A 25,545-nucleotide genomic window follows, 5' to 3' on the forward strand; every position below is an offset into this window, starting at 1 on the left:
TACTATTATCGGATAAAAAAGCCATGTCTTTAACAGAACTTCGGGAACATCTTACAAAAAAATAACCACCTCTTGTCAGGCGGTTATTTCCGATTCATCTGATTCCATATGTCATTTAGTTTGCTCTCATATTCACTATAAAAACGTTTATTTCCATAACGTATATCGTCATACCATTTCTCCAATTGAGCTAATTGCTGATTCTTTTCCGTTAATGCTAATACTTCATGTGCAGTTAGTGATTCACGCCATTTTTCCTGTTTCTTTACATCACGAGCGACCCGTCGATAAAGGAAACGTACTTTTTCCTCGCTTTCCAACTGGTCAAATTTAGGCTTTCTCCTCGTTATACTCCGGAATGCTTCACTTATTTTTTCCTGATTTTCTTTCCGCCATTTCTTCCAGTCAAACAAACTTTCCTTTTCATCTGCATAATCTGTGGTTGCTTCAACTAGATCTTTCTTTCCGAAAACCTGTCTGATCAAGTTCCATAAATATTTCACCGCTCGAGAGATTAGCTGGCGGAATCTCTTGAACAATAAGGCAATGAACAAAATAATGAGAACTGCTGCTATCACGATGCCAAGTATATATGTTAAAGTATCCATCAATTCTGCAAACCAAGATGTGTCTTGTTCTTCTGCTGCTGGTAATTGTGGCGCTTGATTAGATTGTGGTTCCTCACGAATAATATCGTCACCACTTTCAAAAAAAGTAGCAAGCCAAATTATCGATTGAATGATAGAACGTATACCATTTAAAAGAGCTGATTGTACCACCTGGAAATTAGTAATCACGAAAACGAAGAGAAGTGTTAAAACCATATACACACGATTAATTCTCGCTATCTCTGGACCTATTTTTTTCTTTTTACCTTTCGTTAGTGATTCCTTTTGTAAATGTTCTCTATTGGTGATGAATAACATAACCATAATAAATAGAAAACCTAGATAACTAATCCAATGTTGATATCCTTCTAACGAATCAATATTAATAAAAACGAGGTAACCGACGAAATAGATGGGCAGGCTTACCGCCCAAAAAATCCTGCTCGGTAAGATATCCTCCCACTCATTTTCCGCATGTTGAATCCCTCGATAAGAAACGACCAGACAGAACAGTGATCCGGAGATAAGTGCCCAAAAATTCGGTGAAACGAGGAAACTTACAATCATGGTGATGATGGCGGCACTTATGATCACCTTCCAGCGATTTTTAAACAAGAAACGGATAAAATAAGAAATAGTAAATAAGACAAGTAAGGACAGAAACCAGTAATACAGATCAGGTTCAGTAAAAAACAGAACCCCAATCAGTAAAAAAACAGGGAAAAAACCAATAAACTCTACTACCCCGTGCATCACAGATGAGAAATGCTGTTTCACTTTAGCTGGCATGGGCTTCAGCCCCCTTTTCTTGCTCTTCACCAATCGTAACTACCTCTACTGCATTGCCAAGGCTCTCTAATTGAGCGATCTGCTTTTCCATTTTTTCCGTTACCTTAACTGCAAAAATAATGATATCTGTCTTGGTTAACCCCTGATCAATATCCTCCTGCAAAAAAGCTCGGAAATTCCTGCTCCTATCCATCTTCACTTTTGCGATTGCATCAAAAATATAGGCTGTCTGCTGACCGCTGTTCGATGGTTCCACACGCACAGATGGTTTTATCCTGTCGGTTGTGTTGGTAAAAGGCTCAACAAAATAGCCATTACAACCAAAACCGGTCGAGATTCCTTGTTCAATCGCATAATTTGCTAATGAAGCGGCATACGATAAGCCTTTTTCAATTACGTCAGGCTGTTCGATCGGCATCCTGATATCTTCATTCGTATCAAAATTGACATAAATCATTAAATGGTGATCAGCAGTAAAATCTTTTTTGTTAATTTGAAGGGACTGTGTTCTTGCTGTTGCCTTCCAGTTGATCGAATTAAGTGAATCACCTTGTTGATATTCCCTAATCCCCGCTTGTAAAAAGGGATCCTCAACAATCCATCTTTTGACAGTAATATCCCCAAGCCAGCTATGTGATGGCAAAGGGATATCCTCCATCGGCACTAGCTTCGGGTAAACCGTTACAGACGTACTTGCCTCAAACGAATCAAATACCTCGCTAAATCCAACACTATCACCGGTTGTAACCGAAACAGTGTTTAACGGGTAATAGCCACGTTTAGTTCCGATCAATTGGTGTCTACGTGTTATCTTTTGATATGGCAACAGACTGAACAATGTACGGTGAAACATTTCCCCTTCTTTCTGCTGTTTTTCTCTTTCAGATTGGCTAATAAGATAAGGACTCATCTTGGATTCTAAACGGATCCAGGGGATGGGCAACAGCTTTTTGTTAGCAATTTCGTCCACCATCTCAATCGTTTCCCCTTCAAACACGTTATCTTGTTTAAAAGCACGCTTATAGGTAATACCCTTTAGTCCAAGCTTATTAAAAAGCAATCCCTGTAAAATGATAATGATTAACAGTACTACAATGACCCAGGCTATATTCATTCTCGAATCAATTCCTTCTCAGATTCTGTGGGTACAGGGACCTGACGTAATATGTCATTTAGTACACCATCTACTTCACCTTGTTTCACACCTATTCTTTGCGCTAGTACCATACGGTGGCCTAAAACAGGCTTTGCCAGTTGCTTAATATCATCAGGAATTACATATGTCCTCCCTTGTAACAAAGCATATACCTGTACGGCTTTTAACAATGCTTGACTACCACGGGGACTGACCCCAAGTGTTACACTATCATGATCACGGGTCTGTTCGACAACATCGATCAGATAACCAAGTACATCATCGCTTACGTCCACCTCACTGTAGATCTGTTGCATTTTAACAATATCATCAACAGTTATAATCGACTGCAATGATTCTAATGGACTCTCTGCCTTAAATCGCTTCAGAATTTCCAAGCCTTGCTCACGACTCGGGTATCCCATATTAATTTTTAATAAAAAGCGGTCTAATTGTGCCTCAGGTAACGGGAAGGTTCCTTGACTTTCAATTGGATTCTGTGTGGCAATAACTAAGAAAGGCTTTGCTAATGTATGGGTATTTCCATCAATCGTCACTTGTCGTTCTTCCATACTTTCCAGTAAACTGGACTGTGTTCGAGGTGTCGCACGATTAATTTCATCTGCTAATAATATATTGGTAAAAATCGGCCCCGGACGAAATTCGAACTCCCCTTTTTGCTGGCTGTAAAAATGAATACCTGTAATATCAGTTGGTAATAAATCCGGAGTGAATTGAATTCTTTTAAATTCTCCTGCCAGTGATTTTGCTAACGATTTTGCCATTAATGTTTTTCCTGTGCCAGGTACATCCTCCAATAGAACATGACCAGAAGAAATCATCGCCACTAACAAAAGGTCAATCGTATCCTCCTGTCCTACTACTACTTGGTTAACATTTGCTTTTATTCTGCTTGTTATTTGTTGAATTTCCGTTAATTCCATCATTAAAATCCCCTTTACAAATGTGTGCGCTTACAAAAAGCTATGTTTTATTTATAACATTTCTTCAAATATTAGGCAAAAATTTACTGTTTTATTTTCAGAAAAATCAAACATTTGAATTTTGAAGAATTTTTAAGTTTTTGTATAGTTTTATCGCACTAATTTTGGTAGTCTAATTATAGAAAAGATTGGGAAACTATCTTTAATGAGTATTGATTTTATGATAGACAGGGGTTTTGAAAAATGAAAAGGGTTGTTTTAATCGGTGGAGGCTACGGGGGAATGAACGCCTTACACCAATTAATTGATAATGAAATACCAAGTGATGTGCAAATCACCGTAATTGATCGTAATCCATATCACTCATTAAAAACAGAATTTTATGCCATTACAGCAGGTACGAAATCAGACAAGGAAGTCCGAATTGACTTTCCTATACACGAACAAATTTCATACATATTTGGTGAAATTATTGAGATTGATACGGAAAATGAATACATTCGTTTGAAAGATAATGAAGTACCTATCGAGTATGACTTTCTGTTAATCGGATTAGGCTGTGAGGATAATTACCATGGGATTCAAGGTGCAATGGAATATACCGAAAGTGTGCAATCGATCGCTAAAGCACGTGAGGCAAGTATCAAAGTCAATAATTTACCGGCATATAGTCAAGTATCCGTAGTTGGTGCTGGTTTAAGTGGTATTGAGGTAGCATCCGAAATTAGGGAAAGCAGACCTGATTTAAATATTCGTTTATTAGATCGCGGGTCATCTGTTTTATCAGCTTTCGATGAAAAAGTACAAAGTTATGTTGAAGATTGGTTCCGAAAAAATGAAGTGGACATTTTACATCATAGTAATGTTGAGTTAGTCGCAGAAGGGATTTTTTATAACAATGGTGAAGGTATTGAAAGTGATGTAATCATTTGGACTGCCGGAGTGCGACCAAATTATTTAGTGCGCAGTCTCCCATTTGAAAAAGATCGTCATGAAAAAATTATCGTGAATGAATATTTTCAGGTTCCATCCAGTCCTAACGTATATGTCGTCGGTGACTGTGTTGCATCTGAACAATCTCCAAGTGCTCAGCTTGCAGGGATTCAAGGGGAACAAATCGGTGATATCCTCGCTGACGTCTTAAATGATAAAGAACCTCGTAAACCAAGAGAGATTAAACTTAAAGGGCAACTCGGTTCCCTTGGTAAATCAGACGGTTTCGGAAATATGTATCGTAAGCCAGTGACAGGACTGTTACCACGCCTCGCTAAATCTGGGGTATTGTGGTTGAATAAACGACATTAATATAGTTCACTAAGCAGACATGTTATTATGGCATGTCTTTTTTTATCAGCAGTCGTTCTTTCTGGAGAACAAAAACAATAAAAAATCGAGAAATTCGTTAAAATTGAAAGCAATCAAAAGCAAATGTTCTTTATTAAGATCATAAAGGTCGTTTTTGCCCTTTTATCGGACTTTCAAAAATGATCATCTCACTGTACAATGCAAATTGTAGTTCTTAATAAAGAACAATAACAAGGAGGAATTATGTATGTCTTTAAAAAAGAAATTAGGTTTAGGCGTGGCGTCGGCGGCACTGGGTATTGCTTTAGTGGGAGGAGGTACATATGCGTATTTTAGTGACTCTGCAGAAGCAACCAGCACATTTGCAGCAGGTACATTAGATTTATCTGTTGATCCTACTACTATCATCAATGTAGACAATATTAAGCCAGGTGATTGGATGAACCGTTCGTTTGAACTTATTAATGATGGTTCATTGGATATTTCAGAAGTAACACTTGGTACAGATTATACAGTAACAGATGCTGAAGGCAACAATGTAGAAGATTTCGGGGATCACATTCGAGTTAATTTCTTCTGGAATGGTGATAAAGCATTCCTAGGACCGTTGTCTCCTGATCAAGTAGTTTTCCAAACCACTTTGTCAGAATTAAAAGACATGTCACCAGATACTGTAGCAAATAATGTATTTGTTCCATGGGTTGAAGAAAGAGGCGGATTAAGCACTGGGGATAGTGATACTCTTTACGTTCAATTCGAGTTTGTTGATAATGGCGAAGACCAAAATGAATTCCAAGGTGATTCTCTAGAACTTACTTGGACATTTACTGGTGAGCAAGAAGCAGGCGAAGAAAGATAATTCCATCTATTAACGGAAAGGTGAGTAAATCTCACCTTTCCACTATTTATTTATTACCGTGAGTTTATAAGATGTTTGTACGTTCACGAGAATAAATAAATCTTTTTCAGGATGGAGGATGGATATGAGAAGTTCAAGAAAAGTTAAGAATAGAAAAAAGTATAAACAGTTAATCAATGTCGCTAAAATTTTAGTCATCTTATATGCTACGTTGATGTCTGTATCTCTACTTACCTCAAACACAAGTGCATTTTTCAATAATTCGAAATCGTTAAGTCACTCAATCTCAACTGGATCGTGGTGGGATGGAAGTGATTTGGCATTTATCGGTAAAGGTAATCAAAACCTAAATGATGCCTGCCCACCAGTGAAATTTTCAGTAGAGATTCAAAACAATGGCTTCAGCATGATTGACTCTACTAATTATGAAGTTTTCTACATTGAGAACGGTAATCCTAAAAACGGAGAAAAAGTTGCGGAAGGCATGATTGATCCTATTGAATCTGGTGAGATAGCCACTATATCTTATCAAGCTGAGGAAGAGGGTTTTTATGCAGTTAAAGCTTTTCAGCGTCCTGATTATGAAGGTGAATCAGCGAACGTTATATGGAGTGAAAAGATCAAGGTGAAATGTCCAAATCAAAATAACGAGGAACAAACTGATGATGTAAAACCGTCAGAACAAGGAAATACAAGTGAAAATGATAAATCTAGCGAAGAAGACAAAGACGGAGTAAAAAATCAGGAAGAAGCCAAGGAAGAACCAAAAGTTCCATCTAAAGAATCATCAGATAAACCTGGAACAGAAGAAGAAACAGATACACCGAGAGAAGAAGCTGAAAAACAAAACAAACAACCTAGCTCTGAACAAGAAGATGCACAAGAAAATCAACAAGAAGAATCGAGTACAGTTAATGAAGAAATTGATAATGAACCTAACCCACCGGAAGTTGAAGAACCCGAACAGAATAAACCGGAAGAGTCTATAGAACAAGAAATTTCTCAAACTGTTAAATCAAAAGAGGGTGAGAAGGAATGAAAAAAAACATTTTTAAAAAAATCCGAAGCTTGATTAGTTTGCTAATTACCACCGTACTACTTATCACACTTGTATTTACCATATTTATTACTATATCGGCAAAAGCCTCTGGCGGCGAACCGGAAATTTTGGGATACCAGCTAAAGTCAGTGTTGTCAGGATCAATGGAACCTGGCATAAAAACAGGGTCCATTATTGCAGTGAAACCAGGTGGAGACATGACAAGGTTCGAAAAAGGTGATGTTATTACCTTTATGGACAAAGAAAAAAAGTTAGTTACCCACCGAATTGTGGATATCGTTCAAAGTGGAGAACATGTTATGTATGAAACAAAAGGAGATAACAATAATGCTGCCGATCCAAGTCCTGTTCTTTCCGACAATGTTGTTGCTGAATATAAAGGGTTCACCATACCTTATTTAGGATATGTTGTTAATTTTGCCAATTCACAAACTGGCAGTGCTCTTTTATTAATCTTACCGGGAATTTTATTACTTGGATATGCAGCGTTTACCATTTGGAAGGCATTATCCCAATTAGAAATCAAACAATCTTCTGAGTCTAACGTAAAGGAAACGATTGAGCAGAAGTAAACTCTCATGGTTAAGCTATATGTATCATCCATATAGCTCCCTAAAAAGGTGGGTGAATTATGTTGATAAAACCAAAGCTTTTTTTCAGTGTTATCCTACTGTTTTTCATATTATCTGTTCCTATTCAAGGAGCATCTAGTCAAAATAATATTATTGATATGAAAGGAACTTCTAGTGAGAACGGAAATCTGTTTGATCTGGAAAACTTAAAACCTGGTGATTGGGCTGACCGTGAAATCACTGTTAGTAATCAATCCAACAATGCTATTACTTATGATATAGATCTTCGTTATATAGATGGTTCCGAACTGTTCTATAATCAATTATCACTAGAGATAAAACAAGGGGATACTATATTATTTCATGATAAATTGTCCAATTTTTCAATGATTACTGCACTACCTTTATCAGCTAACAGTGAAGAAAAAATTGATTTTTCTTTAACATTTCCCGCTGAGTCAGGAAATGAATTTCAAGGATTAACAACAAATGCAGAAATTGTCATCACTGCATATGATGACACCGAAACCGAAACATCTTCCTTTCCGATCTCTACCGATAGTCAAACAGGAGGATCCCCACTACCAAGTACAGCAACGATTATGTTTAACATTCTTTTAGTTGGTGGTGCTCTATTAATAGTAGGATCATTCATTCTACTTTATCTCCTACGAAATAAAGTTGCTGAAGAATAGGTTCCATCACCTATTCTTTTTTATGTGAAAGAAATATATAAATAGTATAGAAAATAATTAGATAATGTTGTAAAATGATAGGTATATTGTAACAGGAGTCATCTAAAAGGCGTATGATCAATAGTAACGATGTCATTGTTGTATTCGAGGGGGATTGCCGGATGTCTATTGCAAAAATCAATGATTTAATTGATAACGAGAAATTTGAGCACCATTTCCAAGCGCTTTATGACCTGCATACTTTAACTCCTATTGGATATGAAGCATTATTGAGAACTGATTTATTTAATAATCCTGAAATTCTCTTCGAAAAAGCAAGTCATACCAATCGTTTTTTTGAGTTAGAAATGCGCTCGATTAAAAAAGCACTTATGTCATATGATACGATTAATCAAAGTACATATAATAGCAAAAAAATACTTATCAATGTTTTTCCTTCTAACTTGGCCGATCCTGAATTTATAGATCAACTAACTAATATAGTAGGCAAAACAAAACTATCAACGAATCAAATTGTAATTGAAATTAATGAATCCGAAGTTATTCAAAACGTCGACTATTTTAGTACTATTGTGTATGAATTACAAACAGAAGGCTATTTAATCGCAATTGACGATGTTGGGAAAGGGGTTTCCTCCCTCCAGGCAATTGTCGAATTACAACCAGACTTTGTGAAGATGGATCGATATTTTGCTAAGCATCTAGCAGAATCTAATAGAAAACAAGAAATGGTACGTTCCATTGTGACATACTGTTTAAATACTGATACGAAGTTTGTCTTAGAAGGCGTTGAAATTCTTGAAGATTTAGAAATGGCAAAGTCAATAGGTGTGTCAACTGTACAAGGTTTTTTATTGGCACGACCAGAACCATTACAAGTAATTAAAAAATATGAAACCGATGACGGAGAAGATAACAATTTTGCAGCGAAGTAAAGAGCAGAGCCACTGTGGTTCTGCTCTTTTGATATTGTAAATAGCTTTAATCTTCCTTCCGTTTGCTATTACTATTTTCCCTTGCCTGATTTTGAACTTTTGACGATGACTCAGCAGATTTTTCATCAGATTTGCTATTATCTTCTGCTTCCCACTCAGTTTCCACTGGTGTTTCAGGATCTTTTTGTTTTTGGCTATTAGACTGTTGATTTTGCTCCGCCTTTTCGAGTATTTCATTTGGTGGAGTTTTATCCATTGCATTATCTTTCTTTTTATCATTTGCTGGACTCTCATTTTTGGTTTCAGTTTTTTTGTTTTTTATGATTTTTTCGTTTTGATTCTTTTCTTCATTATTTGGTGCTTTGCCATTGTTCTGTGACTTGTTTTGTCCATCATTCTCTTTAACCTGCTGTTTTGAATGCTCTTTTTCAGATCCACTATTGTCAGAGTTTTCTCTAGATTTTGCTTGAGATGATCTGTTTTTATTTTTCTCTGGTGCTTCCTCTTTATTTTTTGATGAACTCAGGTTTTCTTGCTGATCATTTCTTGTTTCACCAGATTTTTCAGCTGCTTTTTCAACCATTTGACGGAGTTCTTTTATCGTCTTGTTTTTAACCTCTTCGATATCAACTTCCGCTTTGTTTTCCGTCATTTGCTGGTACAAACGATATGAATTAACGGACAGAGAAACGTTTTTTGCTTCTTGATAGTATTGTTCATTTTCGGCATAAACCTCAATTTCCCCACCAACTTGATTTTGGGCAAAAGAATGATGGAAAATTTCTTCTACTAAAAGCAATTTTTTTGATTCCGTCTTATCCTTCTCCTGCAAATCGATCAATGTCGTGGTAACAATGGCAGACGTGTCCTTCGATAAGTATTGCTTTTCTTTTAATTGTACAACAATTTCATTAATTGCCTTATCGATTTTTTGGCCTTCCATGTCCAAGTCTTGAATCACACGGTTTGCATCGTCATTTAACGCAACTATATCGAGCACATTGAAATCTTCATCTAATGATATTTCAATACTTGGATTGATATCAATCGCAAGTAGATATGCTTGTTGATTCGGTTGGAAAAAAGATCCATTCATAACGATAAACAATAAAATTGCTGCTAAAGATACAACGGGTAGTACCATTTTTCTATTCCATTGAAGTAAAGGGGCTTTTTTTATTCGGTACGTCACATACTCACCAATAACTGGCATGTCATGTTTTTCACGAGGAACATTACGAAAAGTACCATCATCACACATCAATACAATCTGATGTTGCTGAACCTCCATGACCACACCTTTGATTTTTTGCTTCACTACTTCTCCCCCCTTACTTTATCACTTATAAACGATTGTAAATTCTTCCATTCAGGATGTAATAAAATAATAATAATTGCGATAATATATTTTCGGTATTTTTCGATGGTTTTGACACGATATTTAGTTAGTGTTACAAAATCCTTAACCGGAAATTGCTTACGTCGAAATAATTGTTCTACCAGTGTTTCTCTTTGAATAAAATCTTCAGCTATTTGTAGCACTTTTTTTCTTGTTCGCTTCTGTTTTGGACTATATGATTCTAATTCCTCGAAACGTATATAAAAGCATGACAATTGATCATTTAAATCAATAATTTCTTCCGCTATATTGCTAATCCGTTCTTCTTGTTGATATTGTTTTACCGATTCTTGCACATGATTTGTTTCGAGAAGTTTTTCACCATTCTTAATTAGATCTTGATATTGATTTTCTTTTCTAAAAAAATCGATCAATTCTCGATGAATAATTAAATAGACATAATTAAGAAAAGTTCTCCCTTTTCCAGGATCATACGTGTCAATTGCACGGTTAAAGGCGATTAAGCCAATACTCGCCTCGTCATCATTCCATGTTGTAAACTTTTTACATACTTTTCCTACCACACTCAATATATATGGTTGATAATATTGAATCAGCTGTTCTCGAACTAATTCATTCCCTTTTTGTATCTCCGTGATGGAATGCTCGATGTCTTCTTGCTTCATCCTGCCCCTCTCCCTTATCCACTATTTCATGAGCACCAAAAAAGAAAGCTTTATCCTCAAAGATATTAATAGATGTCAAAGGATAAAGCATTTCTATATTTAATGTAAGCTATAAATAGTTAAGGGTAAAGATATTTTTGGAATTTTGTCGAAAAAAATCGATAATATCTTTATCTTTCCTTTCCTTTTTCTTTTTCTGATCTATCATTCTCGTCATCTTCTTCCGACTCTGCCTTAGAATCATCTTCAGGTTCATCATCATCTTCTTGCTCTTCTACTTCTTGTTCTTCTTTCTCTTCTTCTTTTTCTGCTTCTTCAGCTCTTTTTTGTGCCTCTTCTGCTTTTTTGTGTTTCTCTTCTAATTTCTTTTGTGCTTTTTCCGCTTTTTCTTCCGCTCTTTCAGCTTTTTCTTCTGCTTTCTCTTGTGCTTGTTCAGCTTTTTCCTCTGCCTTTTCTTCAGCTTTTTCTAATTTTCGTTGTTCTGCTTCGGCTTTTTTAATAGCTTGTTCCTGTACTTCTTCTGCTAATTTAGTTTCTTCTGCTTCTTCTGATTCATCATCTTCTTGTTCCTCAACGATATCTTCATTTTCCGGTTGATCTACGTCTTCTTCATCTTCATTTTTTGATTTTGCTCGAAGATAATTTTCTTCAGCACGCTTTTGATTCTCAAGTGCTTTAGCAATACCTGCTTTTGCTTGTTCTGGTAAATCATCGCGCTCTAATAAAGCTTGAAGTTTGATAGTACGTTGTTTGGCATTATCTCTTAATTCATCTTCTGCTTCATCTCGATCCTCCGTGCTTTCCTCTTTCTCTTCTTGATCGGAGTCTTCGTTTTCATCATCCGCTTCTTCTGAATCAGGTAATTCCACTTCTTCTACTTCGTCATCATCTTCATTTGCTTCTTCTTCTGATTCTTCCTGCTCTTCCTCTGCAGCTTCTAATTCACCTTCTAATCGATCTAAATATTCTTCATATTGTTCGATTAATTGTTCAGCTTCTTCAATATTACCTTCGTCAATTAAAGTTTCTATTTCATTCAAACGGTCACTCACAAACTCGTCTAATAATAGCGCTCTTTCGGTTTGGTCTTCTGTCAGTTCCAGCTCTGTTTCTTCAATTAATAGAGCAGTATCATATAATTCCTCATCTGGGGTAATCGTTTCCTCTACTTCATTTGCATATGCAGTATTTCCTACAACTAATACACTAATTGTTGCTGCCGATAACCATGTTTTTAGCTTCATATCAGCTATTCCCTCCATCTAAAATATTTGAATACTCTCATTGAATGCATTTATTTGCTTTTTATTTTCTTGATAATGCTGTTCAGGAGTCATGAAAGTAAAAATCACATTATGTTTCGAACCTTGATGAAAATATATATCCCCACGTATATTTTCATTTCTATTTGTTTGAACAGCTAAGTAATTCTCATCCTCTTCTATTAATTCCGCTTTTTTAGAAAAAGAAGATAGAACGTTCTTTTTTAATAGATCCACCGTTTGTTCTTTACTTACCGACGAAACAATTACCCTTGTTGTCCCGTTTGAAAAAACGATGTTCTGCTCTTGCTCAGCGGTGGCTTCTTCCTCAACTGACCAACCATCTACTCCACCGATTTGGAAAACATCATTTTCATACAGTACATCTTGCTTTTCTGCTTGTCCGGTATTCTCCCCAAGATCCGTGGCACTCTCCCCTTGACCACATGCCATTAAAAAGAACAAACAGGATACTATCAACACTTGTTTCAACGCTTCACCCCCATTCACTATCATTATCTCTTGGTAGCTGGCTGGCTTTGTGACCCTTCACATTAGCCCCTATAGCTTTGCGTCACTGTTTTTTAACAGTTTTGCCTTTCTCCTTTTTCAACTATCTATACGAAAGACTTGTATTGAAAAAGGGGGGAGAACAAAATTTTTTCTATAAAAAATTAAAATATAAAAAGTTAAAAAAAATAAATATGATGAACGTTCTAGTATTAGTAAACAGTTTTATATGACCTTAAAGAAGAAACTATTTTAAAAGAAACAAGTGACCCCTGACTTCTTTTGATAAAATCCACATTTACCTTAGTGTAGCTTGCTCTTACAAGTAGGTTAACTTGTACATATAATGACATGTAACAGAAAGGAGGAAAAACGTTGGCAAAACAAGCAAAACCAATGACGGCAGGTATGGCCAAGCAATTACTGGAGGATAATAAAGTTTATTTAACCCCTGAAGGAAAGAAAATATTGAGAAGTATCGTAAAAAAATAATCACAAAAAAAAGTGCGCATACTCGCTTTATTGCGCACTTTTAATTATATAAGCCGGGGTAAATAAAATTTTTGCCATTAAAAAGTTTTCCCTTTCCTACCCGCACATTAAAATTTCTTTATTTTAAGATATTTGATATAATAATCATATGTCTTTTTTACTATTTTTATTAGTAGGTGATTATATTGAATTATGGTTCTGATTTTATGAATGATTTATTTCAAAATGATACGTCTATTGCACCAATGTCTGAGACGTATTATGTAAAGGAGAATTTCTTCGGTGGCAGTTCTTTCGTTGACATTAATGGTAATCCTATTTTGGAAACGATGCCTAATGCTGCCGGTGGTGAAACATTCCATTTTGCAAATGGAGAAACAGCACATGTAAGAGAGAATGTTGAAGGTGGCACTACTTTTGACTTTACTGGGATTGACAATGACATTACAAGCCGTTCTTCGATTTTCGGACAAGAAAATTACTACCAAAATGGAGAGCATATAGGTACATTACAACCTAATTTCACTGGAGATGGGGTTGATTTTGTTGCTCCAAGTGGTGGTACTATGTTTAGCACTTCCGAAAACAGTGTGATAGGTGAATCTCAGGTTCATATAGATTCCTCTTTTGTTGATAGCGAAAGTTATACAAGTGGATTTGACTTACAAAACCATTTCAGTGAAATTGAAGCTGTATCATCACAAATCTCTAGTGCTGATTTAGGGACTGCGATGGACGGATCAGACGCACTTGACGTACTGGAGTTCTTATAAGATGGCAGTTTCAAAACTAGAAAACTATTTCAAAGACCCAGCAAAAGAATATGACTTGATTGTAAGTGATTTAAAGTCACGTTTGTCCCAACCCTGCTGGGAGGAAGTAATTGCATATGTCGACCACGTTACAGAAAATGCAATGAATCGTGTATGGGACCAGCTTCGCCATCGATACGAATCCTTAAGTAGATTGGAAGACTCTTTTCCAGACAAACCAACAACAGAAGATCAACAGCGATACATTCGTAACTTTTTTGATTATACCGATCCAGGGAAAGTATCAAAGGATTTGCAAACAGCATTAAGCTTTGATGAACTGGAATCAGACTACATACAATTTATACGAGCAATGTCTGAGGGTGAATATGGAGAAATTTTTCTACGCTATCAATACCCTTCTCCTTTTTTCAATGGGTTGCAACAAGGAATATTACTTCATATTAATAACCTGACAAATGCTTTAAAGAAATATACAGATAAAATTGGTCAGCATGCAATCGTTATGGATCGTGTTAAAAGTGATCAGCAGGGAAAATCCATTATTAAAGGTGGTGCTTCACTACTTGGATTGTTAGTTGGCATCCCTTTTGCTGGGGCTGGTGTTGGTGCTTTAATGGGAGACGATAGTGAAACTCAAATCCATCAATCAATGGATAAGGTAATTCAAGGTTGGAATCATTATATTGATAGATTTAATTCCTTTTTACAAGAGCTTGAGCTTCATTACAAACTGGCAATGATGGCTCTTTATGGTGGTACCATCATACGGGTAAATGATCAATTTGCTACACAACGATTGACCTTTAGTGGACTAGCTCTATTAACACCGACATATCAACTAACCATTACAGAGCAGGAAATAGAAGAATTAACCGTCTGGACGAAAAAAACAACCAACGGGATTCAACATTTATTAAAATATAGACAGTGGCAGGAAGCTATTCAAGTGTCACAAAAACTTTTTCAATATGTAAAAAATAACCCGGTTAGTACCAGAGTTGAAGTCAAGGATGGGCAATCTGCCATCTACCTCGCACATATGTACTATTACATTAGTTATCAAGAAGCTTTATTGGAAGAATACAAGAATGGTCATTTTGATAGTTTTTATAACACGACGAAACAATTATTTCAGGAATTATATCTGTATATACTTGACAGCGATGTGAAGCAATTGGGATTTCATTCAATGAGTGAACTTTATATTCGTTTTATTAAAGAAGCAGTTCGGCGGAAAAAAGTGAAAGATGGTCACTTACTTTTTGATTATTTTATCCGTGTCGATCAACGTGTAGGGACGTATGGTATCTATTATGGTGAACAGCCAGCATCTAAGGAAGCTTTTTTTGATGAACATAAAGCAATAGCTTTGATTGGATCTTTCCTTGAAGATGTTTTTGACCTATCATACGAAACTGATAGTGAGGAAGACGAGGAAGAAGATATTTCATTAAATCGGAAACAACTAAAAGCATTAATCAAAATAGATAATAGTTTACAAAAAGATGAATTATCTGCTTACCTTAGAAAACTGTATTGGAAAAGTATTTTATGGCCGTGGAATAGAAGCTCTTTCCAATGGGTAGGTACTCACAAAAAGAAACTTGTTGCTGGTATTCTTAGCACTGGATTGATCACAGGTGGCTATTTTGCTGGACCTGATCTCTATCAATATGGTCAAGAACAGATACAGAATTGGAGTTGGCTAAACGGTCCTCAAAAGACTGAATCAAACGAAACAAATACTGTACCTGTTACTACTTATGAAATTACGACAGAGTATGCTAATGTGAGGTCTAAACCATCGTTAGACAGTGAGATTGCATTTGTGGTTAGTACCGGAGATTCGTTAGTTTATCAAAATAATAAAAAGGTAGGTGAAGAAGGTCGGGTTTGGTTTCAGGTTGAGAATGAGCAAGGAGGTCGTGGATGGATTAGTAGTAAGATTGTGGTGAAGGTGTGGGAATAGAATCTTGCATATCAGGAAAAAGAGCTAGAATTTTTAAACTTCTAGCCCTTTTCTTGACAACCCCACTACCGATAAACCTGATGCATCATTATTTGCATAATTAATTCGCTTTCCAAAAGGTAATATTTCCATTATCTCATTAATATGTTTTTTAGCCGATTATGAACTTGCAGAATTAATTCAATATATATGGATGAAATTGTTTTTCCATTTGCTTTTTCCACTCTAGCAAAGTCGGTTCTAAGTGATGTTGCATATTTTCCAATAATAAGTTTTGGTCATTTTTTTCATATCCTTGTACGACGTGTTCAATATTCTCTTTTACATTATCCATTTTTACTTCTGTAATGTCACCTTTTAATTCATCATCCATCGAATTCATCGCATTCTCTATTGATGCAAATGCTTGAATAAAATCTTCAAATAAGTACATGGTTTCGTCAAGGTTTCCATTTTCTACTTCTGATTGAAGGTGTTGTAGTCCTTCTACCATTGTTTCAGATAATTCTACGATGTTTTTCATGACGACAATTTGATTTTCCATTCTTATTCACCAAGTCCTTTGTATAAAATTTAATCATATGAGCATGTTGTAAAAAAACCTCTCTTATCAATCGATTTGAGAGATTTTTTATTTTTTTCACTATTTTTTTTTGTCTAAAAAAGTGCCATCATTTGTTGCTAAATTTTGATATGGGTTGACATATTTTTGATTTGATGATTTTTGCTTTCTGACACTTCGTACATCAACCTTTACACCTTCAAATATTTGATTCATTTTCTTTTGTATGTCGCGATCTATCGTTATTAATTCTCTTCCCACTTTCAACTCTTCTTCTGTATATGGCTTCTTAACTTCTTTTAAGAGGTCTTCTCTTTCATTTAATAATTTTTGAATTTCAATTATTCTTTCCTCTCGGTTTGCTGACTTTCGTATTTCATCTAATGTTTGGTTTAATTTGAGAGTAATTTCTTTTAATCTTGTCATTCTCACCATGATGGGTAAACACCTTGTTCCTTTAGTAATTTAAAATCTATTAAGCTTAATTTTAACACATTACTTTCATTAAGCGAATTGTTGCATCAAGTAAGAAGACTGTGAATTCATCTGTTGGATCATTTGTTCCATTTGGGTAAATTGTCTCCAATACCGATCCTCAACTTGTCTTAAGCGATCTTCAAATGCGGATATACGATCTTCCATGTTATCCATTTGTCTACCTATAGTATAGGCTTGTAATGTAGAACCTGGCTTACCAGCACGTTCTTCGATTCGACTAATGGTATTTTCCATAGAGTCTTCTAGACGATTAATAATTCCCCGTCCTGATCCTTCTACATCGTTGGAAAACAGTTTGTAAACTCCATCCGGATCTTCTCGTAATGCTTTCTTTAGTTCCGTCTCGTTTATTTCTAGCTTTCCACCTTCTGTATAATCATTAGAAGTTGTGATTCCTATGTCTGTTAAATGATTAAAATCACTTTCGTTCTCTACCACTCCATACCAGTTACTTCTCATCGACCACAGACCATTATTTATGATGGAATCACTTTTTAATAAACCACTTTTGGCTCTTTCTTCCCATAACTCTATTTCACGTTCAGACATACCTTCTTTTTGCACTTCTGTTAATGGCTTATAATCTCGATAGCGATCTTCTTGTAATTTTCCATTCAATTCTTCTATAACTTCATTGTACTTTTCAACAAATTCTTTTATTTTTTCAAAACTAGATTCTACATCATTTTGTACACCTATAGAGACATTATTTGTAGTAAATTCGCCTTTTAAAGTATACGTCACATCACTAATAGTGAATGTATTTGAATGTCTGGTAGTACTAAGTCCATCTATTGTAAATGATGCATCTTGTCCTATTGTTTCTTGTGTTTGATCTAAATTTAAAGTGCTCGTTAGGAAATCTCCTGAAAATTCCATACCAGGATTCCCATTATTTAGATTACCTGTTTGCTGTCGTTGCAAACTTACTACATCTTTTACTTCATCATAAAAAGCTGAAACTCCAGCATCAGAGCTTGTAATACCATCCATGATATCATTTAACGAAGCTGTACCATCAAAACTGAAATCAAAATCCCCATCATTATTTTCTGAATCATTAATTGGATTTCCTTCAGTATCATAGGTGGTTATTGAAAAGTTTACTACATTATGATCATAATCTTGTCCCTTTATCGTACTACCTTTAGTTATTACTGAACCAAAGGTTAACTCACCAGTGTCAACATTAACAAATACATCATCAGCCGCTAAAGTAGTGTTTTCCAAATCACCAGTTGAACCAGCAACTACATTGTATGAGGTGGAAGCACCATTTCCATCAATTACTTCAATATTAGTTAAAGAACTACTCTCCAAAGCCCCTTTGTCTAATTTAAATCTTTGGCTATTAGCTGTAACTTCTATATCTTCTTGAGTATAAGTATCAGTTGTCCAAGTAAATGCATTGTTAAAATTGTTTTGCATTGTCCATATACTTTTGTCTGGATCAATAGAATTGGAAGATATATTTCCAGTACTAGCATTATGGGATGCAGTAGCAAGGGCATCCACACTTTGTATTGTATGCGAAACATCAGCTGCACCAGGGGTCGCAGTAGCTGTTACTAGACTTTCATCAGAAGAAGTTACGGTTTTCGTATTATAAGCAGAAGATAATTTCATATCCAGCATTTTTTGATCTAATTCTGAAAAAAGTTTGTTAACTTCTCGGTATGCATCACGTTGCCACGTTTTCCATGTTAGATCTTGTGTCATTTTATCTAAAGGTTTTCGCTCCGCTGCCATTAACTGTTTTACCAATGATTCGGTATCAATACCAGTCGCAAGACCAGTTATTCTACTTGAAGTATCTACACTGTATGCCATATGATGATCACTCCTTTTTAAATTCCGGTTAGTATTTGTACTTATATTATCGGATAGTAAGTCAATTTGTGTAGTAATTTTCAAGATTCAGATTATTGAATTTGACTTATTTTCACTTTAAATGTAAGAAATAATCCTTGATAATTAGCACTCATTCATCACAAAGTGGTATATTTTTCACTCTTGTGAATACTATTCTCCACAGCTTAATAAGTGATAAAAAATGGATCCTAATTATTTAGAATCCTACTTTGTTATTTATTGAATTAATTCTAATACTGCTTGCGGTTTTTGTGAAGCTTGTGCCAACATTACTTGAGAGACTTGTGCTAAAATCGAATATTTTGTTTCATCATTTGTTTTACCAAATCTGCATCTCTAATTCTCTATTCTGCATTTGTAAGATTTTCATGTGTAATCGATGAAACATTGATAGCACTTTCTAATTGATTTTGGAATACTCCTAATTGACTTAGATAATTTGCAAAATTAAAAAATGAAATAGATTCTTAGGAAAGTTCAATTGCTGATTATTCAGCTGCATATGCGGCAATCAAATACCTTGATGCACAGCTATCTGGTTCTGGCGGTATTAAAGCTTAAGTTCTGTTGGTAGATCAAGAAAATTATTCCTTCATTACTACATAAACCATTTCATGTACAATAATTCGGATGTGGAATTCTAGAACTTCTCCAATTTGGCATTTCAATAGCTGAAAAATCATCAATTTAAAACTGAGTGATTATTAAATTTCTTACTCTTTAAATTCAGGTGAATTCTCTCAAATTAAATCAAATAAAATCCTATTTCTTATATAAATTTGATCATCTTCATCAGGTTCCTTTTTTTTAATATTTGCTTTGGTATTTAATATTTCATATCCAAAATCTCTAAGTAGGAATGGAAAAGCTCTATTAACTAGATTTACTTCAATATCTCTTATATCATCCCGCCAATGAGTAGTAGGTATTGATGACACTTTTAAAAATGATTTATTAGTAGTACTATTTCCCTTCCAAATCTGATTCAACGTTGTTGGGATTAATAAGTTGTCATTAAACTCAATATTTAAATTTATTGATAGCTCTTTCATGACTTTTTCTGTTTCAAGAACTAAATTCTCATACTTTACCACATGATAGTCAGGTAAAAATTGGTTGTTTTTATACAAATTGTAGTATGAATTTCTCATTGAAAATAAACTATGACCTAAAAATGGAAAAGCACCTTGATATGTCTTATGTTTTCTAATTGCAGTGAGAGTTGCATAAGGATTTCTAACAACATGAATAAATTTAGCTTTTGGAAATATTCCTTTTAATATCCAAGCAAATTCAGCATTTTCAACTGATTTTTCAACAAATCGAGTTCCTGGTGGTACTTCTTTTGAAAATAATGAATAATACATCCCTTTAATATACGCAATAAATAAATCATTCCAATTATTTATATCACTATTAATTATATATTTAGAAAACTTTTGCAAATCCCATTTTCCTGATGTGTTGCTATCAGCATATACATCACTATGGTCCTTATTGTTTCTCTTAATCCAATTAAATAGTTCAGTCTTTATTTCTTCTAAGTCAAAGTTTGCAGGTTCTGTTTGGCGAAGTCTGTAATCAACAGCAATCCTCGAAAGTTGGAAAAAATGCGACTCTATCGGAACCACAAATAACTTACAATGTCCATCTAATAAATTTCTCATTAAACTAGTACCAGATTTATGACAGCCTAATATAAAAATAGGTTCTTCCAATCCAATCATCCTTTCATCTAACAACAATATTTATTAATTAAGCTAAAATTTTCACAAATTTTTATTTTTAAAATTTATATCGATTGGCACAGAGTTAATTTTACAAAACTTAGCATTTATATTATCATTTTCTGAATTTACTAAATTATAAATAACAGACACTGTCTGAACAATTTGTTTCTCAAGTAAATAATTTTTCTTAATGAACTCTCTGTATTCATTAGACTGGTAATTATTACTAATAATGATTTCAATACACTCGTCAATGGTATTAAATAAGTATTCTTTCGGCCATATCTCTTTTGCATATAAAAAATTGTGAATAATCGGCTTAATGCCACTAGCCATTGCTTCTGCTATAAAATACCCAAAACTTTCATGTATTGAAGGTGCTAATATATACTGCTTATTCTTTAGCCATGAATTTACATCCTCAATCCAACCATCAAAATGTATATTATTTTCTAAACCTAGTTCCTTTATTTGATAATCCCAGTATTCCTTAATTAATGGATCACTAAATCTCCCCGCAATTGACAAATTATACCTATTGTCAACATCAACTATTTTCTTCATTATTTGAAGCATAAAAAAAGGATTTTTACGATAAATAACATCTCCTATAAAGGCTAAGTTATATCCTTTTTCGCGTGCAGTAAAATCATATTTGTCTAAATCTACACCGTTTTGAATAGTTTCAACTGAAACCTTTAATCTAATATCTGGCACTCTTTTTTCGAGTATCTTCAAAAGATGATCTGTTACAATAATTAGTTTGTCAACATTATTCCAATTTACATTCAAAGGATTGTTAGTGAATACTTCATACCTATGAATTCTACAAATTAATCTCTTGTTTTTTGCCAGGGGTAGTTTACTTCCATAGGCTACTAATTGATCACACCATTCAAACCAACAAATATCCGCCCATTCCATTCCTTGATCAATTTGTTTTAAATCAGAAACAATTACTTTTTTTACTTCGTAATCCTTTGATAACCCTTCTATAATATCCCCTAAAAATTTATCTCCCCCATTTGGTATTGCAAAAAAGGCAATCCTTTTTTTACTTTTTTCATTTGGATGAGATCTTTTAATCTCATTAATTATATTTTTGATTTCATTTTTAAGTTCAGCTTCATCAGAATGGTTAAATGCCTTTTGATAACTATCCACAGAATCTCTATAATGTTCCTTAATCTGATATAGAAAACCAAGATTATACAACAAGTCTACATTATTTGAGTCAATTTTTAATCCTTTTTTAAAAGCTAATTCGGCCTCATCTATCTGATTTATGTTTAACTTTATGATGCCCTCAATGGAATATAAGTCAACATCATTCGGGGAACATTCCCTATATTCAGGGATCAATTTGTAAGCTTCTATGAACTTTTCATTATAAACTAGTTCCATAATTTCAGCTTTTAATTCCTTTAATTTTCCTTTCAGTGTTTCAAAGTTATTTAACTGTTGATCGAAAACTCCAACTAACTTTTCTGTTAAATTATTCCGTTCATATTGCTGAATATTTTCATCAATTTCGTATACAGGTAATTCATCATTTTCCCATTGGAGATAGTATTGATGAATAATGTTTTGAATACCATCAATATCATTAAAATCTACATTATATCCTCTGTTCAATTTATTAATTAAATTTTCCACAACACTTTTCTGTGGGGAAAGGGATAGTATTGGTTTATTTAATCTGAAATATTCAAACAATTTACCTGGGAAAATAGCTTTATTTTTTTCACCTGGACCACTAACTAGTAATAAAAGGTCTGCTGCATTAGCACATTCTAAACTTTGTTGATGGTTCATGTATCCAATAAATTCAAAGCATTCAGATATCCCATAATTCATAATTTTAGTTTTCCACTTATCTAAATTTTCTGACCATGAAAATTGAATAAGAATTTTATCCTTTGGAATCAAGCCAGTTGATACCAATTTATTAACAGCTTCAATTATCGTCTCTGGAGTTCTAATCATATAAAATAACCCATTGTGTAATAATGTGAATTTTTCATTCTGATGAGTTTTGTTTTGAATAACTTCAAAATCCTGTTCATCATATCCATTTGTAATAGTAGATATTTTATCTCCTTTTAAATTAAAAGTATTTCGATAATTTTCGCTAGCCAAAGGAGTAGTAGTAACTATACTGTCTGAAAAATTAACAAGAATACTCTCCATTGAATAGATCATTTTATACATAATACTATCATGGTTAATGTTTATATAAGGATTATTTGACCATTCATCTCTAAAATCGGCAACCCATGGTTTATTAAATTCCTTTTTTAAATAGTAGCCGACTATATGATCAGAATATGGTCCGGAAGTTGAATAAATTATATCAACTTCCTCAATATTAATTTGTTTTTTAATATTTTTCAGAACATTATTTGCCCAAATAATTTGTTGTTCAGGTAATAGTAATTTACTAAGGTTATTAATATTTTTATTTGCTATTTGAACATAGCTTTTTACTATGTCTCTATTAATTCCCATATTAATATATAAATCAATTACTTCCTGACTAGTAGACTTATTAATTATTTGAGGGTCATCAACACGTATAATTTCAATATTTTGTGGAATTTCTGACTCCAATTTTTCATCAATAAAATTAAAGCTATTATTACCTACAGTTACAACTACAGGTTCCCAACCAAAGTTTCGTAAATATTTAACAAATTTCAAGGTTCTTTGAACTCCTGACCCACCAAGGGGAGGGAAAATGTAGGCTATAATTAGAACTTTTTTGTTTTCCGTTTTTTGAATACTCATTTTAGATTCTTTTTGACCCTTCCAATTTCTAGCTTTTTCATATTCTCTCTTAAGAAATTTATTTATTTGCTCTACTTCTATTTTTCTATCTTCAGTTATTAATTGTTTACTTTTTTCTTCTAACGATTGAAGAAAAGATTCTGAATAAAGAAGTTTTTTCAAAGATATATTATTCTCATTATTTGTTCTTATATTTGCATTAATTTGATAATTCTTTTTATAACTAATAAAATGTTCTGAAGATGGATACATACTGCACGCGTGTATAATTGCTTTTTCCAAATCTACATCATTATTTACTTTTTCAAATATTTTAAGCAGTAAACTATTAATTACATAAGAATTACCATCTATCTTATAAGCTTCATTAATATACCTACTTGCTGTTTCGAATTCTCCAAGTTGATATAGACTATTACTCATTTTATAAAGTATATCAGTCAGTCTTTTTTCTTCAATATCAGAATTCAGTTGGATATATCTATCAAAGTAAACTAATGCTATATTAAATCCTTTAGATTGGTAAACAAGTTCACCCACATTCAATAGAAATTCGTTATCATTAACCAATTCTAGAATTGTGTCAATTTTTTCAAAAGAAGAATAATCTATTAGAATTTGAACTGTTCGTATGAGAAATTCTACAGTATCTCCATCAATTCCATCAGTAATGTTAAATCCATTTTGTTTTAATTTTTCAAAAACTTTATCTTTTACTATCTCGTCATTTTCTAATAATGCTGTTACAAAAGCCTTTAATAAAAAATGTTGCTTTGAGTCTTTTTCGAAGGACTCTATATATTCAAGAGCTATACCTTCATAATTTCCTTTTATTAATTTCAAATCAAGCTCTTCATCATTTAACTTTAAATTTAACTCACTTAGCTTGTCTATAAAATATTGGGAGATATTATACGCCCCATTTTGTAAAGAAGCTTTTAATAGGTAAACTAAATCTTTTTCCTTACCAAAATTATAAATATTATTAAAAAAGTTAATAATTTTAGTATCATTTTCCTTATTATTAATGAATACTTTGATAATATTCTTCAATGTAGAGTAATGATATGGTTCATTATTTAATATTAACGTCCAATAATGAACACTTTGTGAAAAATCACTTAATTTATAGTATTGTGATGCAATTTCTTTGTAAATTGGGATGATCACCGATGAAACTTGAGATTCTCCTTGTACATTTTGATTATGATCCATCAAAGAAACTGCTTTTTCATACATAAGAATAGCATCTTCAGGTTGATTATGCATTCGATGATAATCACCTAAATAAACATAAAAATCTGGATAAGACGGATATAAATTATTGGCTTCAAATATTACTTTCTCTATTTCATCATTAGGGAATTCTAACTTTTTCATGTATTTTAATATATTTAGTACGTTTTTTTCTTTAGCACCTAACAATTCAGAGTTACCAATTTCAAAAGCTCTCAGTGAATAAAATAATGCTAATTCAAATTCACCCATTTGACTATATGTTTCAGATAAATAAAAATTCAAATCATGATCTTCTGGATTAGATGACACTTCTTCCAATAGCATAGATAGATTACGTTCACCTTTTTTTTTGCGTTCAATTTCACCGCTAGAATAACCGGTATGGACTATTGTTATTTTTTCTTTCATATCTATAACTCTAATATTTTCATTTAACCGTTTTACAGTTTCATGAATTGCACCGTAGTATTGAATATGAGAATCATTCCTAAAGATTTTTATTTTTGGAATTGTACTTAAGATTTTATTTAATACAACGTCATAATTCATTAAGTTAACAAATAATCCATCAGACTTGGATTTATCAGCTTTATTAATGCAATTCTTCATTAATTGATAATCAACATTTTCAAGGTATTCATCGGCATCTAAAGAAATAATCCAATCACCAGTTGCTTTGGAAATAGCAAAGTTTTTCGCTTTAGCAAAGTCATTAACCCATTCAAAATGATACACTTTAGCCCCTATTTTTTTCGCTTTATCAACAGTTGAATCAGTTGATCCTGTATCCACTACAACTATTTCCGAAACAATTGGTTTTACACTATTCAAACACTTCTCTATATTTTTTTCTTCATTTTTAGTGATTATACATGCTGTTAATTTCATTAACTTTCATTCCAATCTTATACTATTTCTAAC

General features: G+C 33.5%; 21 protein-coding genes and 1 riboswitch. Of the genes, 8 read left to right on the forward strand and 13 right to left on the reverse strand.

Going from position 1 to position 25,545, the window contains the following annotated elements; genetic code table 11:
- Positions 1-83: 83 nt before the first annotated feature.
- Genes ACTWP4_RS12555 through ACTWP4_RS12565 form a run of 3 tightly spaced genes read right to left on the reverse strand, consistent with a single transcriptional unit; the run spans position 84 to position 3,476 of the window.
- A complete protein-coding gene (locus tag ACTWP4_RS12555; RefSeq protein WP_443129115.1) occupies positions 84-1,397 on the reverse strand; it encodes a hypothetical protein in 1,314 nt (437 codons plus the stop codon).
- Positions 1,387-2,511, reverse strand: a complete 1,125-nt coding sequence (locus ACTWP4_RS12560; RefSeq protein ID WP_443129116.1) for a DUF58 domain-containing protein — start codon at positions 2,509-2,511, stop codon at positions 1,387-1,389. Before ACTWP4_RS12560 ends, ACTWP4_RS12555 begins: the two co-directional genes overlap by 11 nt.
- A complete protein-coding gene (locus ACTWP4_RS12565; protein WP_443129117.1) occupies positions 2,508-3,476 on the reverse strand; it encodes an AAA family ATPase in 969 nt (322 codons plus the stop codon). Before ACTWP4_RS12565 ends, ACTWP4_RS12560 begins: the two co-directional genes overlap by 4 nt.
- A 243-nt stretch (positions 3,477-3,719) precedes the next feature.
- Between ACTWP4_RS12565 and ACTWP4_RS12570 the strand changes: the two genes are divergently transcribed.
- From ACTWP4_RS12570 to ACTWP4_RS12595, 6 genes are all read left to right on the forward strand, one after another.
- Entirely contained in the window at positions 3,720-4,781 is a 1,062-nt protein-coding gene (locus ACTWP4_RS12570) for an NAD(P)/FAD-dependent oxidoreductase (RefSeq protein ID WP_443129118.1), read from the forward strand.
- A gap of 247 nt (positions 4,782-5,028) precedes the next feature.
- Positions 5,029-5,640 carry a TasA family protein gene (locus ACTWP4_RS12575; RefSeq protein WP_443129119.1) on the forward strand — a complete coding sequence of 204 codons (612 nt, stop codon included), beginning with the start codon at positions 5,029-5,031 and terminating at the stop codon, positions 5,638-5,640.
- 124 nt (positions 5,641-5,764) lie between these two features.
- The gene (gene tapA / locus ACTWP4_RS12580) at positions 5,765-6,679 is read left to right on the forward strand and encodes an amyloid fiber anchoring/assembly protein TapA (RefSeq protein ID WP_443129120.1); all 915 of its coding nucleotides are present in this window, start codon (positions 5,765-5,767) and stop codon (positions 6,677-6,679) included.
- Positions 6,676-7,272, forward strand: a complete 597-nt coding sequence (sipW, locus tag ACTWP4_RS12585) for a signal peptidase I SipW (RefSeq protein WP_443129121.1) — start codon at positions 6,676-6,678, stop codon at positions 7,270-7,272. Before tapA ends, sipW begins: the two co-directional genes overlap by 4 nt.
- A gap of 59 nt (positions 7,273-7,331) precedes the next feature.
- Entirely contained in the window at positions 7,332-7,967 is a 636-nt protein-coding gene (locus tag ACTWP4_RS12590; protein WP_443129122.1) for an LPXTG cell wall anchor domain-containing protein, read from the forward strand.
- 161 nt (positions 7,968-8,128) lie between these two features.
- Positions 8,129-8,902 (forward strand): EAL domain-containing protein, encoded by a 774-nt coding sequence (locus ACTWP4_RS12595; protein ID WP_443129123.1) that lies wholly within the window; start codon positions 8,129-8,131, stop codon positions 8,900-8,902.
- 46 nt (positions 8,903-8,948) lie between these two features.
- Here ACTWP4_RS12595 and ACTWP4_RS12600 read toward each other — a convergent pair whose 3' ends face one another.
- The 4 genes from ACTWP4_RS12600 to ACTWP4_RS12615 all read right to left on the reverse strand — a co-directional run bounded on the left by ACTWP4_RS12600 (position 8,949) and on the right by ACTWP4_RS12615 (position 12,681).
- Positions 8,949-10,220 (reverse strand): anti-sigma-I factor RsgI family protein, encoded by a 1,272-nt coding sequence (locus ACTWP4_RS12600; RefSeq protein WP_443129124.1) that lies wholly within the window; start codon positions 10,218-10,220, stop codon positions 8,949-8,951.
- Complete coding sequence (sigI, locus tag ACTWP4_RS12605; RefSeq protein WP_443129125.1) at positions 10,220-10,927, reverse strand: RNA polymerase sigma-I factor; 708 nt, start codon at positions 10,925-10,927, stop codon at positions 10,220-10,222. The genes ACTWP4_RS12600 and sigI overlap by 1 nt, the downstream gene beginning before the upstream one ends.
- Positions 10,928-11,097: 170 nt before the next feature.
- Positions 11,098-12,171 carry a DUF5667 domain-containing protein gene (locus ACTWP4_RS12610; protein WP_443129126.1) on the reverse strand — a complete coding sequence of 358 codons (1,074 nt, stop codon included), beginning with the start codon at positions 12,169-12,171 and terminating at the stop codon, positions 11,098-11,100.
- Between the two features lie 18 nt (positions 12,172-12,189).
- Positions 12,190-12,681 carry a hypothetical protein gene (locus ACTWP4_RS12615; protein WP_443129127.1) on the reverse strand — a complete coding sequence of 164 codons (492 nt, stop codon included), beginning with the start codon at positions 12,679-12,681 and terminating at the stop codon, positions 12,190-12,192.
- 29 nt (positions 12,682-12,710) lie between these two features.
- Positions 12,711-12,797, reverse strand: a riboswitch (cyclic di-GMP riboswitch).
- A 579-nt stretch (positions 12,798-13,376) separates the two neighbouring features.
- Here ACTWP4_RS12615 and ACTWP4_RS12620 point away from each other — a divergent pair.
- Positions 13,377-13,964 carry a hypothetical protein gene (locus ACTWP4_RS12620; protein ID WP_443129128.1) on the forward strand — a complete coding sequence of 196 codons (588 nt, stop codon included), beginning with the start codon at positions 13,377-13,379 and terminating at the stop codon, positions 13,962-13,964.
- Between the two features lies 1 nt (position 13,965).
- Positions 13,966-15,936, forward strand: coding sequence for an SH3 domain-containing protein (locus ACTWP4_RS12625; RefSeq protein ID WP_443129129.1), 1,971 nt, complete (start codon positions 13,966-13,968; stop codon positions 15,934-15,936).
- A gap of 175 nt (positions 15,937-16,111) precedes the next feature.
- Here the strand turns inward: ACTWP4_RS12625 and ACTWP4_RS12630 are convergent, their stop codons facing one another.
- The 6 genes from ACTWP4_RS12630 to ACTWP4_RS12655 form a co-directional block, all read right to left on the reverse strand.
- Complete coding sequence (locus ACTWP4_RS12630) at positions 16,112-16,480, reverse strand: hypothetical protein (protein ID WP_443129130.1); 369 nt, start codon at positions 16,478-16,480, stop codon at positions 16,112-16,114.
- Positions 16,481-16,579: 99 nt separating this feature from the next.
- Entirely contained in the window at positions 16,580-16,933 is a 354-nt protein-coding gene (locus ACTWP4_RS12635; protein ID WP_443129131.1) for a flagellar protein FliT, read from the reverse strand.
- A gap of 69 nt (positions 16,934-17,002) precedes the next feature.
- Positions 17,003-18,826: a flagellar filament capping protein FliD gene (fliD, locus tag ACTWP4_RS12640; RefSeq protein ID WP_443129132.1), complete on the reverse strand. Its 1,824-nt coding sequence runs from the start codon at positions 18,824-18,826 to the stop codon at positions 17,003-17,005.
- A 258-nt stretch (positions 18,827-19,084) separates the two neighbouring features.
- On the reverse strand, positions 19,085-19,162 hold the full coding sequence (locus ACTWP4_RS12645; RefSeq protein ID WP_443129158.1) for a hypothetical protein: 78 nt from the start codon (positions 19,160-19,162) through the stop codon (positions 19,085-19,087).
- 446 nt (positions 19,163-19,608) lie between these two features.
- Positions 19,609-20,586, reverse strand: coding sequence for a sulfotransferase family protein (locus tag ACTWP4_RS12650; protein ID WP_443129133.1), 978 nt, complete (start codon positions 20,584-20,586; stop codon positions 19,609-19,611).
- A 51-nt stretch (positions 20,587-20,637) separates the two neighbouring features.
- A complete protein-coding gene (locus ACTWP4_RS12655; RefSeq protein ID WP_443129134.1) occupies positions 20,638-25,512 on the reverse strand; it encodes a glycosyltransferase in 4,875 nt (1,624 codons plus the stop codon).
- Between the last annotated feature and the right edge of the window lie 33 nt (positions 25,513-25,545).

The organism is Gracilibacillus sp. D59 (assembly GCF_052246695.1).
GTDB lineage: Bacteria > Bacillota > Bacilli > Bacillales > Amphibacillaceae > Gracilibacillus.